The sequence below is a fragment of the Cellulomonas wangleii genome, assembly GCF_018388445.1.
GTDB lineage: Bacteria > Actinomycetota > Actinomycetes > Actinomycetales > Cellulomonadaceae > Cellulomonas > Cellulomonas wangleii.
The window spans coordinates 3,479,521-3,492,567 of the sequence record NZ_CP074405.1 but is presented as its reverse complement, the minus strand read 5'-3'; the positions used below and the strand labels follow the sequence as shown (position 1 = coordinate 3,492,567).

Annotated in this window: 11 protein-coding genes and 1 tRNA gene; 9 read left to right on the top strand and 3 right to left on the bottom strand. The window is 72.6% G+C overall.

What is annotated here, in order from left to right; all coding sequences use genetic code 11:
- The first annotated feature begins 280 nt into the window (after window positions 1-280).
- The 8 genes from KG103_RS16010 to KG103_RS15975 all read left to right on the top strand — a co-directional run bounded on the left by KG103_RS16010 (window position 281) and on the right by KG103_RS15975 (window position 8,792).
- Window positions 281-1,231 (top strand): carbohydrate ABC transporter permease, encoded by a 951-nt coding sequence (locus KG103_RS16010; RefSeq protein ID WP_249670637.1) that lies wholly within the window; start codon window positions 281-283, stop codon window positions 1,229-1,231.
- The gene (locus KG103_RS16005) at window positions 1,228-2,142 is read left to right on the top strand and encodes a carbohydrate ABC transporter permease (protein ID WP_242635197.1); all 915 of its coding nucleotides are present in this window, start codon (window positions 1,228-1,230) and stop codon (window positions 2,140-2,142) included. Before KG103_RS16010 ends, KG103_RS16005 begins: the two co-directional genes overlap by 4 nt.
- Before the next feature lie 48 nt (window positions 2,143-2,190).
- Window positions 2,191-3,528 carry an ABC transporter substrate-binding protein gene (locus KG103_RS16000; protein ID WP_242635198.1) on the top strand — a complete coding sequence of 446 codons (1,338 nt, stop codon included), beginning with the start codon at window positions 2,191-2,193 and terminating at the stop codon, window positions 3,526-3,528.
- A 98-nt stretch (window positions 3,529-3,626) separates the two neighbouring features.
- The gene (gene arfA, locus KG103_RS15995; RefSeq protein WP_207339486.1) at window positions 3,627-5,135 is read left to right on the top strand and encodes an arabinosylfuranosidase ArfA; all 1,509 of its coding nucleotides are present in this window, start codon (window positions 3,627-3,629) and stop codon (window positions 5,133-5,135) included.
- Between the two features lie 213 nt (window positions 5,136-5,348).
- Complete coding sequence (locus tag KG103_RS15990) at window positions 5,349-6,698, top strand: sensor histidine kinase (protein ID WP_207339485.1); 1,350 nt, start codon at window positions 5,349-5,351, stop codon at window positions 6,696-6,698.
- A complete protein-coding gene (locus tag KG103_RS15985; RefSeq protein WP_207339484.1) occupies window positions 6,686-7,357 on the top strand; it encodes a response regulator transcription factor in 672 nt (223 codons plus the stop codon). Before KG103_RS15990 ends, KG103_RS15985 begins: the two co-directional genes overlap by 13 nt.
- On the top strand, window positions 7,354-8,346 hold the full coding sequence (locus KG103_RS15980) for a DUF4097 family beta strand repeat-containing protein (RefSeq protein WP_207339483.1): 993 nt from the start codon (window positions 7,354-7,356) through the stop codon (window positions 8,344-8,346). The genes KG103_RS15985 and KG103_RS15980 overlap by 4 nt, the downstream gene beginning before the upstream one ends.
- Window positions 8,347-8,366: 20 nt before the next feature.
- On the top strand, window positions 8,367-8,792 hold the full coding sequence (locus KG103_RS15975) for a hypothetical protein (RefSeq protein ID WP_207339482.1): 426 nt from the start codon (window positions 8,367-8,369) through the stop codon (window positions 8,790-8,792).
- 111 nt (window positions 8,793-8,903) lie between these two features.
- Here KG103_RS15975 and KG103_RS15970 read toward each other — a convergent pair.
- The 3 genes from KG103_RS15970 to KG103_RS15960 form a co-directional block, all read right to left on the bottom strand.
- Window positions 8,904-8,977 (bottom strand) — tRNA-Pro (locus KG103_RS15970).
- Window positions 8,978-9,025: 48 nt separating this feature from the next.
- Window positions 9,026-10,012 (bottom strand): metallophosphoesterase, encoded by a 987-nt coding sequence (locus KG103_RS15965; protein ID WP_249670636.1) that lies wholly within the window; start codon window positions 10,010-10,012, stop codon window positions 9,026-9,028.
- Window positions 10,009-12,525 carry a penicillin-binding protein gene (locus KG103_RS15960; protein ID WP_207339481.1) on the bottom strand — a complete coding sequence of 839 codons (2,517 nt, stop codon included), beginning with the start codon at window positions 12,523-12,525 and terminating at the stop codon, window positions 10,009-10,011. The genes KG103_RS15965 and KG103_RS15960 overlap by 4 nt, the downstream gene beginning before the upstream one ends.
- Before the next feature lie 192 nt (window positions 12,526-12,717).
- On the opposite strand from KG103_RS15960, the gene KG103_RS15955 reads away from it, so the two are divergent.
- Window positions 12,718-13,032: a WhiB family transcriptional regulator gene (locus tag KG103_RS15955; RefSeq protein WP_307859466.1), complete on the top strand. Its 315-nt coding sequence runs from the start codon at window positions 12,718-12,720 to the stop codon at window positions 13,030-13,032.
- The last annotated feature ends 15 nt before the right edge of the window (window positions 13,033-13,047 follow it).

Sequence of the window (13,047 nt, the reverse complement as noted above, 5' to 3'; positions counted from 1 at the left end):
CCGCGCGTTCCCGGGTGCCCGTGCACCCGCCGCGCGTGCGTCCGCCCCTGCGCCCGGCCCAGGCCGTCCCGTCGTTCCCATGCCGAGAGGTTGACAGACGTACGCCGCGCGCGCAATAGTGGCGTGGCGGTTACGACGTCGTAAAACGCCAGGTCAGCGGTGTATATCGTCATAGGGGACGAGCATCGTGCCACGTGTGGCGAAACGTCCGATCCAGGGTGCCCTGCTCGACAGAGGTGTCGAGCGGCGAGGCCTCCCCTGGAAGGCAGGAGGAGCGGAAGTGGCACAGCTGCAGGAACGACCGGCGTCACCGGGCACGCCGCTCGGGCACAGGCTCAAGGGGCTGCTGTACTCGCAGCGTCTGGCCCCGTACTTCTTCATCGCCCCGTTCGTCATCACGCTGCTGGCGTTCTGGGCCGTGCCGCTCGTCCGGACCTTCGTGATGAGCACGCAGAGCGTGATGTTCGGCGAGGCCGCGTTCGTCGGCACCGACAACTTCGAGCGGCTGTGGCACGACCGGATCTTCTGGCAGGCCATGTACAACAGCGCCCGCTACATGGTGCTGACGCTCGTCATCCTCATCCCCGTCCCGCTGCTGCTCGCGGTCGTGATCAACGCCCGGCTCGGGTCGGACCGCCTGAAGAACCTCTTCAAGGCGTCGATGTTCATCCCCGCGCTGACGTCCGTCGTCGTCGCCGGCATCATCTTCCGGCTCATGTTCGCCGAGACGAGCACGGGCCTGGTCAACCAGGTCATCGCGTGGTTCGGCGCGGACCCCGTGCGGTGGCTGCGCACCGACCTCGGCGGCCTCGTCGCGCTGCTGGCACTGGCCACCTGGCGGTACACCGGCGTCAACATCCTGTACTTCCTGTCCGGCCTGCAGTCGATCGCCGACGAGCTCTACGAGGCGGCGTCGATCGACGGCGCCGGCAAGCTCCGGCAGTTCTTCTCCATCACCCTGCCGAACATCAAGCCGACGATGGTCTACGTCACGACCATCAGCATCTACGGCGGACTGGCGATGTTCCTCGAGAGCTTCATGCTCTACGCCGGCAACAGCTCCCCGAACAACCAGGGTCTGACGGTCGTCGGCTACCTGTACCGCCGCGGCATCGAGGAGAACGACCTCGGCTACGCGTCCGCCGTGGGGGTGGTCCTGCTCGTCGTGATCATGGCGATCAACCTCACCTACCTCACCCTCACCGGCACGTTCAAGAAGGAGTCCCGATGAGCGCGCCCACCGCCACGACCACGCCCGCCCCCTCGGCGGAGCACGGGACGGGCGTCCCCGGGGGCCGTCGCAAGTACCCGCTGCCCCGGGCGATGTTCGTGACGATCCAGAGCATCTTCCTCGTCGTCATCGGGCTCATCGTCCTGGTGCCGCTCGTCGTGATCTTCGTCGGCACGTTCCAGGACGGCGGCGAGATCATGCGCAGCGGCCTGCGGCTCGACGTCGACATCTCGTCGTTCCGGTTCGACAACTACGTCATGATCTTCACCGACTCGGGCCTGTACTTCCGGTGGTTCGCCAACTCGGTGGGCCTCACGCTCGTCCAGGTGGCCGGCACGCTCCTGGTCAGCTCGTTCGTCGCCTACGGCTTCGCGATGTACGACTTCAAGGGGAAGACCGCCGCGTTCATCTCGGTGCTGCTCCTCATGACCGTGCCGTTCGAGATCATGATGCTGCCGCTGTACGTCATGGTGAACGACATCGGGCTCGCGGACTCGTACAGCGTCATCGTCATCCCGTTCCTCGCGGCGTCCGTGACGATCTTCTTCTTCCGGCAGTACTTCATGGGGATCCCCAAGGAGCTGCTCGAGGCCGGCCGCGTGGACGGCGTCACCGAGTTCGGCATCTTCTTCCGGATCGTGCTGCCCATCTCGCGGCCCGCGCTGGCCGCCATGGGGATCCTCAACGGCATGGTCACGTGGAACAACTTCCTGTGGCCCTTGCTGGTGCTGCGCTCGGCGGAGAAGTTCACGCTGCCGATCGGCCTGAACACCCTGCTGACGCCGTACGGGAACAACTACGACCTGCTGATCATCGGGTCCTTCTTCTCCCTCCTGCCCGTCCTCGTGCTCTTCCTCTGCTTCCAGCGATTCTTCGTCGCCGGGATGACGGCGGGGGCGCTCAAGGGCTGATCGCCCACCCGCACCACCCGCACCACACAACGAAACGGAGTCACCACCATGGCAGGACCACGCAGGTACTCGGCGCTCGTCGCGGCCGGCCTGGCCGGGGCGCTCATGCTCTCGGCGTGCGGCGGCAGCTCGGACGAGCCCGCCGCGGCCCCCGCCGACGGCGAGGCCACCAAGCTCGACATGTGGGTGTTCGCCGAGCTGCACGCGGACTACTACGAGCAGATGGCCGACGAGTGGAACGAGCTGAACCCTGACCGGCCCGTCGACCTCGACGTGACCGTCTACCCGTACCAGGACATGCACAACAAGCTGCAGCTCGCGGTCAACGCGGGCTCCGGGCTGCCGGACGTCGTCGACATCGAGGTCAACAAGTTCGCCAACTTCGTGTCGGAGGACGGCCGCACCCCGCTCATGGACCTGTCCGAGGCCGCCAAGCCCTACCAGGACGACATCGTCCAGGCGCGGCTGGACCTCTACACCCGCGCCGAGAAGATGCTCGGCTTCCCGATGCACGTCGGGGCGTTCGTGACGTTCTACAACGCGGCGCTCCTCGAGGAGGCCGGGATCGACTACACGACCATCGAGACGTGGGACGACTTCTCGGAGGCCGGGGCGAAGTACAACGCGGCGACCGGCAAGGCGTTCGGCATCGCCAGCACGACCGTCAACTTCGTCGAGCCGCTCATCGTCGCGCAGCTCGGGGGCAACTTCTTCGACGAGAACGGTGACGTCGACGTCGCCAACCCCGACGTCGTCAAGGCGTTCGAGATGCAGAAGGCCATGCTCGACGCGGGCGCGATCTCCACGATCCCCGGCGGCAGCCCCGACGACGAGCAGGCGTTCGGCGTCATCAACAGCGGCGACTACGCCGCCGTGGTGTACCCCGCCTGGTACACGTCGCGCTTCGTCGACTACATGCCCGACCTCGCCGGCGACATCGCGATCGCCCCGGCGCCCGTCGTCGAGGGCAGCGACGTCGCCACGATCGGTGGCGGCGGCACCGGCACGGCCGTCATCGAGTCCTCGCCCAAGAAGGACTTCGCGGCGGAGTGGCTCGCGTTCGCCAAGCTCTCGCCCGAGGCGAACGTCGCCGTGTGGGAGGTCCTCGGCTTCGACCCCGTCAACATGTCGGTGTGGGAGGACGAGGCCGTCACGAAGGACCCGGAGAACAAGTTCAACAAGTACTTCCGGACGAACCTGTTCGACGTGCTCAACGAGGTCAAGGACGGCATCGGCCACTTCGACGGCTTCGCGAACCCGAACCTGCCGACGCTGAACAACCTCTTCACCACCACCACCCTGACCGAGGTCTACGAGAACGGCGTCGCGCCGTCGCAGGCTCTCGAGCAGGCGCAGAAGGACCTGCAGAACCAGATCGGCCAGTAGTCGCGGTGAGCCCGGGCGCCGGCAACCCCGGCGCCCGGGCCCGTGGCCACCACCCCGCGCCCGTGACCCGTCGCGGCGCCCCCAGCACAGGAGTAGCAATGCAGAGCGGCAAGCTGTCGATCGACCCCGCCTTCGTCGTGGCCCCCGTCAACCGCCGGGTGTTCGGGTCGTTCGTCGAGCACATGGGTCGGTGCGTCTACGGCGGGCTGTACGAGCCCGGGCACCCGACCGCGGACGAGGACGGTCTGCGCGGCGACGTCCTGGAGCTGGTGCGGGAGATGGGCGTCACGGCCGTGCGCTACCCGGGCGGCAACTTCGTCTCCGGGTACCGGTGGGAGGACGGCGTCGGACCCGTCGAGGACCGCCCGACGCGCCTCGACCCGGCGTGGAAGACCATCGAGACCAACGCGTTCGGCCTCAACGAGTTCATGCGCTGGGCCCGCAAGGCCGACATCGAGCCGGTCATGGCCGTGAACCTCGGGACGCGCGGCATCGCCGAGGCCGTCGAGCTCCTGGAGTACGCGAACCACCCGAAGGGCACCGCGCTGTCCGACCTGCGCGTCGAGCACGGCGCGCCCGAGCCCCACGCCATCCGCACGTGGTGCCTCGGCAACGAGATGGACGGCCCCTGGCAGCTCGGGCACAAGACGGCCGAGGAGTACGGCCGCCTGGCGGCCGAGACCGCGCGCGCGATGCGCCAGGTCGAGCCCGACCTCGAGCTCGTCGCCTGCGGGTCCTCCGGCCGCGGGATGGCGACCTTCGGCGCCTGGGAGGACACGGTCCTCGAGCACACGTACGAGCTCGTCGACCACGTGTCCGCCCACGCCTACTACGAGCTCGACGGCGACGACCGGGCCAGCTTCCTCGCCTCGTCCGTCGACATGGACAAGTTCATCCGCGAGGTCGTCGCCACGGCCGACGCGGTCGGTGCGCGCCTGAAGTCGTCGAAGAAGATCATGATCTCGTTCGACGAGTGGAACGTCTGGTACAACAAGGCGCTCACCGAGTCCGGCCTGCCGACGGACTGGACGGAGGCTCCGCGGCTCAGCGAGGACGCGTACACGGTGCTCGACGCCGTGGTCGTCGGGTCGCTGCTCATCACGCTGCTGCAGCACAGCGACCGCGTCGCGATCGCGTGCCAGGCGCAGCTCGTCAACACGATCGCCCCGATCCGTTCCGAGCCCGACGGCCCGGCGTGGCGCCAGTCGATCTTCCACCCGTTCGCGCTCACGGCACGTCACGCGCGGGGCCAGGTGCTCGACCTGCGGGTGGACGCACCGACCCTCACCACCGCCAAGCACGGCGAGGTGGCGGTCCTGGACGCGGTCGCCACCCACGACGCCGAGACGGGACAGCTCGCCGTGTTCGTGGTCAACCGCGACCCCGCCGAAGCCGTCGCCTTCGCCACGGACCTGCGCGGGTTCGGCGCGGCGACCCTCACGGAGGCCGTCCTGCTCGCCGACGACGACCTGTTCGCGGCCAACACGATGGACGAGCCCGACCGCGTCGCGCCGCGGCCCCACACGTCGGCCGCGGTCGACGGCACGACGCTGCGCGCGGAGCTCCCGCCGGCGTCCTGGAGCATGTTCCGGCTCCAGCTGTCCTGAGGTACCGCACGCGAACCGTCACCCGGCGACCGCCGCACCCGCCCCGGCAGGGGAGGGGAGGCACGTCGTCGGGTGACGGTTCGTGCACGTCCCCGCCGCCATGAGGCGGCGCCCCGGCGCCACCCGCCCGGGTACGGGGTAGGGCGTGCCCTACCCCGCCACGTGGGCGGGCACCGCAGCGCCGGCCCGCGCGCGACGCCTACCGTCGTCGGCATGAGCACAACCGTCGAGGCCACCACCGCGCCTCCGCTCCCGGACGAGGTCCCGCTCGCCGACGACGTGCGCGTCGTCGCGCCGATGCTCACCGGCGGTCGCGCGCTCGGGCTGGCACCGGTCTCGGGTGCCACCTGGGCCGGCGCCGGGCAGATCGTCCTGGCGGCGGCCGTGAGCCTCGCGGCGTCCGTCCTGCTCGTCACCGGGGTGGCGCTCGGGATCGGGCTGGTGGTGCTCGTCGTCGGCGTGCCGCTGCTCGTCCTGACGCTGGTCCTGGCCCGCGGGTACGGCGCCGGGGAGCGCGCGCGGCTGCGGGCCCAGCTCGGCGTCGTCGTGCTGCCGCCCGCACCCGGCCCCGGGGCGCCGTACCACCCGCGCACGTGGTGGCCGTGGCTGCGCGACGCCCGCTCGTGGGCGGCCCTCGCGCACGCGCTGCTCACGTGCCTCCTGGCGTGGACCGCCGGGTCCGTCGCCCTGAGCGTGGCGGCGTTCGCGCTCGTCGTGCCCGCCGCACCGTTCGCGGGGCGGGTCCACGCGATCCACCTCGTGCTCCTCGTCCCCGGGGCCGTGGCGGCGCTGTGGCTCGCGGCGCTCGTCGTGCAGCTCACGAACCTCGCGCAGGTCCGGCTGACGCGCACCCTGCTGGGAGGACGCTCGCGTGCTGAGGCCGAGCGCGCGGCACGGGCCGCCGAGCAGCGCGCCGACGTCGCCGAGGACCGCGCCGAGCACCTGCGCGAGACGCGCACGGCCGCCGTCGTGGCCGCCGACGAGGAGCGCCGCCGCATCGAGCGCGACCTGCACGACGGCGCCCAGCAGCGCCTCGTCGCGCTCGGCGTCGAGCTGGGCGTCGCACGCCGGGCCGCCGCGCAGGACCCCGCCGCGGCCGTCGCCGCGATCGACGCGGCGCACGGTGAGGTCAAGGAGGTGCTGGCCGAGCTCCGCGACCTCGTCCGGGGCGTCCACCCCGCCGTCCTCACCGACCGCGGCCTGGACGCCGCGCTGTCGGCACTCGCGGCCCGCTGCCCCGTGCCCGTCGACGTCGACGCCCACGGCGTCGGTGACGGCGTCGGGTCGCAGGCGCAGGCCGCGGCGTACTTCGTCGTCGCCGAGGCGCTCACCAACGTCGCCAAGCACGCGACCGCGACGCGGGCCACCGTCCGCGCGGCGGTCGACGGCGACCGGCTGCGCATCGAGGTCGCGGACGACGGCGCCGGCGGTGCGCACACCGCGCCCGGCGGCGGCCTGGACGGCCTGCGCCGCCGCGTCGAGGCGCTGGACGGCACGTTCCACCTCGTCAGCCCCGCCGGCCGGGGCACCGTGCTCACCGTGGAGGTGCCGTGCGCATCGTGATCGCCGAGGACTCCGTCCTCCTGCTCGACGGGCTGACCCGTCTGCTCACCGCCGAGGGGCACACCGTCACCGGCTACCGCACCGCGGACGAGCTCGTCGCCGTCCTGGGCGACCCGGCCGCCGACCTGCCCGACGTGGTCGTCACCGACGTCCGCATGCCCCCGACGCACACCGACGAGGGTCTGCGCGCCGCCGTCCACCTGCGCGGCCTGCACCCCCGCCTGCCCGTGCTGGTGCTCTCGCAGTACGTCGAGCAGCGCTACGCCCGTGAGCTGTTCGCCGCCGACGCGCGCGGGCTGGGGTACGTCCTGAAGGACCGCGTGGCCGACGTCGACGACTTCCTCGCCGCACTCGCCCGCGTCGCCGCCGGCGGCACGGCCCTCGACCCCGAGGTCGTCGCGCAGGTGCTCGCCCGCTCGCGGCGCACCCTGTCCGACCTGCTCTCGCCCCGCGAGCGCGAGGTCATCGCGCTCATGGCCGAGGGCCGGTCCAACGCGGCCATCGCCGAGCGGCTCGTCGTCGGCCTGCCGGCCGTCGAGAAGCACGTGACCTCCATCCTCACCAAGCTCGACCTGCCGCCCGACGCCGACGACCACCGCCGCGTCCTCGCGGTGCTGCGCTGGCTCGAGGACGGCCCGACGAACGGAGCCCGACCGTGACCGCCGCACAGCCCACGCACGTCCCGCCGCCGACACCGCCGGACAGCACCCCGGGCGCCACCCCGGGTGCACCCGCGCGACGCCCCGCCGGCGGTCGCGCCCTGACCGTGGTGGGCGGTGTGCTCGCGGCGCTGCTGCTCGCGCTCGGCGTCGTGCAGGTCCTCGCGTGGATGTTCACGCAGACCACGTCCGCCGCGGCGACGCTCGCGGCCACGGACGTCGTCGAGCTCGTCGCCGACAGCGAGGTCCTCGTCACCGTGTCCGCGGTGGACGACGTGCGCGTGGAGCGCGTCGCGCGGTTCGCCTGGGGCGGGCCCCGGTACGAGGTCACCTCGGACGGCGACCGGACGGTCGTGCGGCACGAGTGCGAGGGCGTGTGGCTGACGAGCTGCTCCGCAGGGCTGGAGGTGACGGTCCCCGAGGGCACGCACGTGGTGGTCCGCACCGTCGACGGCGAGGTCCGGGTGGCCGGGCCCGCCGCGGACGTCGAGGTGCGCGCGGCCGACGGCGACGTCCACGTCTCCGGTGCCCGGGGTGACCTCGACGTGCGCGGCCTCGACGGCGACGTCACGGCGCAGGGCGTGCGCGGGGACGTCGCGGTGGAGCTCTCGGACGGCGACGTGCGCGTCACCGAGGCCGGCGGCGACGTCGCGGTGCGCAGCCGCGACGGCGCCGTCGTCCTGGCCGACGTGGCCGGCGACGCGGACGTGCGGGGCTCCGACGGGAACATCGAGGCGCGCGACGTGCGCGGTGCGCTGACGGCGCGGAACCGGGACGGCGACGTGCTGGTCGCGCAGGTGCGCGGCGACGTCACGGTGCAGGCGGTCGACGGTGACGTGACGGTCCACGGGACGGGGGACCCCGTCGCGCTGGAGATCACGTCGAACGGACGCCAGCGCGTCGAGGGCCCGACGGACGCGGCCGCCGACGTGCGCGTCGAGCTGAGCGTGTCCGACGGCGACGTGACCTACCTCGGCCCCGAGGGCTGACGGTCTGCCAGACTCCCGGCGTGACCACGACACCGGACCACCCCGCCGCCGGCCCCGGGCGCGCCGCCGCCCGGTACGCCCTCGTCGCGGCCCTGACCGCCGCCTGCTGGTTCGCCTGGCTGGGGTGGGACACGCAGTACCGGACGGACCCGGTCACCGGCGACGTCACCGGGCCCTACGAGGCGTGGCAGGTCGTGGGCTGCGTCGTCAGCCTCGTGGCCGTGACCGTGCTCGCGGTCCGGGCGCTCGGCGGCCGACGCGCCGTGGCCACGGTCGCCGTGACGTTCACGGCGGCGTGGGTGGCCACCCAGGCGCCGCGGGACGAGTCCGGGCTCTGGCTGGTCGGGGCGTTGCTGGTGCTGCTGGGGACGACCGTGGGCGCCGGCGTCGTCGCCCTGGTGGCGGGCGCCGGCCGGCGCCGCCGCGCACGCGCCGCGCACGCCTGACGGGCACCCGAGGCGCGCTCGCTACGGGCGCCCGCACCCCGAGGGTCCCGCCCGTCACGCACGACGAAGGCCCCTGATCCGCATCTCTGCTGATCAGGGGCCTTCGACCTGTCGGGGTGGCGGGATTCGAACCCACGACCTCTTCGTCCCGAACGAAGCGCGCTACCAAGCTGCGCCACACCCCGTGGAGCCTGGCAAGGATAGCCGACGAGGACCCCCGCGACGAAATCCGATCAGGGCGACGTCAGCGTGAGGAGCGTCGCCTCCGGCCGGCAGGCGAATCGCACGGGTGCGTACGGCGACGTGCCGAGCCCGGCGGAGACGTGCAGCCACGACGAGCCCGCACCGTCGGCCCGGTCCGGGCGGGCGCCCGGCCAGCCGTGCAGCCCCTTGGCGCGGCGCAGGTCCAGGTCGCAGTTGGTGGTCAGCGCTCCCCAGAACGGCACCGCGAGCTGCCCGCCGTGCGTGTGCCCGGCGATCGTCAGGTCCACGCCGTCGGCGTGCATGGCGTCCAGCACCCGCCGGTACGGCGCGTGGGTGACGCCCACGTGCAGGTCGACCGCGGGGGAGCGGCCGTCGGACGTGCGCGCGTCGTCCGGGCCGCCCGCCGGGGGCATCGTGTCGCGTTCCATGTGCGCGTCGTCGGTGCCGACCAGCGACAGCCGGCGCCCGTCGACCTCGAGGGCGTCGCGGCGGTTGGACAGGTCGACCCAGCCGGCGGACGTCAGCCGCGAGACGAGCTCCCGCCAGGGCAGCGCCGCCGGCGGGCGCTGCGGGGCGTGGCGCGCGTCGGGCAGCAGGTAGCGCGCGGGGTTCTTGAACCCCGGTGCCACGTAGTCGTTGGACCCCAGGACGAACGCCCCGGGGACCGCGAGCAGCGGCTCGAGCGCCCGCAGCAGCGCGGGCATCGCGTCGGCGTGCGCCCAGTTGTCGCCCGTGTCGACGACCAGGTGCGGGTCGAGCGTCGCCAGGTCCCGGACCCAGTCGACCTTGCGACGCTGCCCGGGGGTCAGGTGCAGGTCGGAGACGTGCAGCACCCGCAGCGGCGCCTGCCCCGGGGGCAGCACCGGCACGGTCACCTCACGCAGCGCGTACCAGCGGACCTCGACGAGCGAGGCCCACGCCAGGGCGGCGGCCCCGGCCACGGCCAGCCCGCCGGCCGCACGCAGGGCGGTGCCGGCGAGGCCGGCCGCGCCGGTCGCCGGGGTGCCACCGCTCACGGCTGGCCCGGGCCCGGACGGCCGCCGCCGCCACCGCCGCCGCCCGGCCCACCGGTGCCGGGGCCGCCGGGCCCGCCGGGCCCGGGGCCGGGGTTCTGCGGTGCCGCCGGCTGCCCGCTGGAGAGCTTCACGGTGATGGTCGAGCCCCGCGAGGCCGTCGCCGCGGACTGCTCCGCGACGGTGCCCGCCGGGTAGCCGGACGCGATCTGCTCGCCGGAGACGGACATGCCGAACCCGGCCCGTTCCAGCCGATCGCGCGCCTGCTGCTCGTCCAGGCCCAGCACGGACGGCACGGGGATCCGCTCGCCGTAGATCTCACGGTCGGCCGGCTGGGAGAACCCGGGGTTCTCGGTGCCGGCGAGGATCTGGGTCATGTACCGCTTCCACGTCGGGGCGGCGATCGACGAGCCGTACGGGCCGCTGGTGTACCGCTTGCCGTTGATGGTCACCCGGTTCATGGACCGCATGGCGTCGCTGAAGCCGACCCACACGGCGGTCGCGCGCAGCGGGGTGTAACCGACGAACCAGTTGTACTCGTTGCTCGACGTCGTCCCCGTCTTGCCCGCGGAGGGGAACGGCGGGGCCCCGACGGACTTGGCCGTGCCGGTCCACACGTTGCTCAGCGCGTAGTTCATGGCGGAGGCGTACTTGGGGTCGATCGCGCCGCCCCGGCAGTCCGCCGACGGGACGGCCACCTCGGTGCCGTCCGCCTTGACGACCTGCGTGATGGCGATCGGCTTGCAGTAGGTGCCGCCGGACGCGAACGTCGCGTACGCCGCGGCCATCTGCAGCGGGGACGTCGAGTCGGTGCCCAGGACCACCGCGGGGTAGGGGTCGAAGGGCACGCCGCCCAGGGGCTTGCCGTTCGAGCCCGTCGAGTTGGGGTCGCCGGCCTTGGTCACGCCCAGGTCCGCGGCGCCCTGCATGATGTTGCACAGGTCGAGCTGGGACGCCATGGCGACGTACGCCGAGTTGACCGAGTTCCGCGTGGCGTCGAGGACGTTCTGCGGGATCGCCCGGCCGTTCTCGGAGTTGCCGAACTTGAAGGTGTCGTTGGCGAAGCGCCCGACGCACGAGGCGGTGAACTCGCGGGTGTTGTACTGCAGCCGCGAGCCGTTGACCGTCTCCTGCAGCGCGTGACCCTGCTTGAGCCACTCCAGCAGCGTGAAGACCTTGAACGTCGAGCCGGGCGCGAAACCGCCGGACCCGCCGTACTGGTAGCTCGTGTTGAAGTTGACCGACGTCTCGCCGGGCTGCTGCTCGCGCAGCGCCGAGTAGTTGCGGTTCTGGGCCATCGCGGTGATCTGCCCCGTCCCCGGCTCCACGGTGACCACGGCGCTGGCGACGCCCGACGGGTCGTCCACGGGGACGCCGGCCTTCACCTCGGCGTCGGCCACCGCCTGCTCCGCGGGACGCAGGGTCGTGGTGATCCGCAGACCGCCGATGTACAGCAGCTTCTTGCGCTCCGAGGGCGTCTCCCCGAAGGCGGGGTCGTTGGCGATGACCTTGGTGACGTAGTCGCAGAAGAACCCGGAGCCGGGCACGGCCGCGTCGGCCGACATGCAGCCCTGGCGCAGCGGCGAGACGGCCAGCGTGTCCTGGATCGGCGTCGCCAGCCCGGCGGCCAGCTCCTCCGGGGTGATGTACCCCTCGCGCTCCATGTCACGCAGGACCTTGTCCCGGCGCTTCTGGGAGTTCTTGTGCCGCTCGGCACGCTGCTCGTCGGTCTGGTTGGCCGCGCCGACGGGGTCCCAGGCGCTGGGCGACTGCGTGATGCCGGCGATGGTCGCGGCCTCGAGGTAGTTCACGTCCTTGGCGGACTTGCTGAAGTAGTACTGCGCGGCCGACTCCACGCCGTACACCGACGCCCCGAACGCGGCGATGTTGAGGTACTTCTCGAGGATCTCGTCCTTCGTCATGGACTTCTCGAGCGTGATCGCGATCTTGGCCTCGCGGAGCTTGCGCGCGATGCCGGGCGAGCCCTTCGACACCTTGGCCTCGGCGCGCAGCCGCGCGCGCTCCTTGGGGTCCTCGACCCGCTCGGCCGCGTCGAGGAAGACGTTCTTGACGTACTGCTGCGTCAGGGTCGACGCACCCTGCGTCTCGCCGCCGGCCTGCGCGACGGCCGCCCGCAGCATGCCCGCGGGGTCGATGCCGGAGTGCTCGTAGAACCGGCGGTCCTCGACCGCGATGACCGCCTTCTGCAGGATCGGCGCGATCTCGGTGAGCGGCACGACGATGCGGTTCTGGTCGTAGAACGTCGCCAGCAGCGTGCCGTCGGCCGCGAGGATCTCCGACTTCTCCGGCAGGGGGGCCTGCTCGAGCTCGCTCGGCAGGTCGTCGAACGCCGTCACGGACATGCTCGTGACGCCGTTGGCGACGGCGACGCCGGGCAGCACCAGGCCGGCGGCGAGGACGCCACCGATCCCGGCGACGAGGCAGAAGGAGAGCAGGAGGGCCAACGCCTGGGCGGCGCTGACCCTGCGTCCGCGCGCGCGGGCAGGGGTCGGCATGGCGTCAGGCTACCGGGGGGACGTGCGTCCGCGGGGGGCTCCGGGTCCCGCGCGCGCGGCCTTTACCGGACCTGCACACGTCGCCATCCACCCGTCCGCAGGAAAAGACCCGCCCGGGGTCTCGTCAGGACCACCCTCGTGCCGATACCGTCACGCCTGCGACACGCAGGGGAGCAACACGCGGAGGAACACGTGGTAGCGCAGGGGGCACAGGTGTACGAGGGCCACTGGACAGCACAGGCGTCGTGCGGTCAGGGCAAGCAGGCGCCCGACGCGCTCTTCGTCGAGGGCGCGGCGCAGCGGGAGGCCCGGGCGGTCTGCCACGGGTGCCCCGTCCGCCTGGACTGCCTGGCCGACGCGCTCGACAGCCGCGCCGACTTCGGTGTGTGGGGCGGTATGACCGAGCGCGAGCGCCGCGCGCTGCTGCGACGGCGCCCGGAGGTCGCGTCCTGGCGCGACGAGCTGCTGGGCAGCGAGCCGGCGCTGGTCGCGCTGGGCGGCGTGTGAGCGCTTCCACGCCGA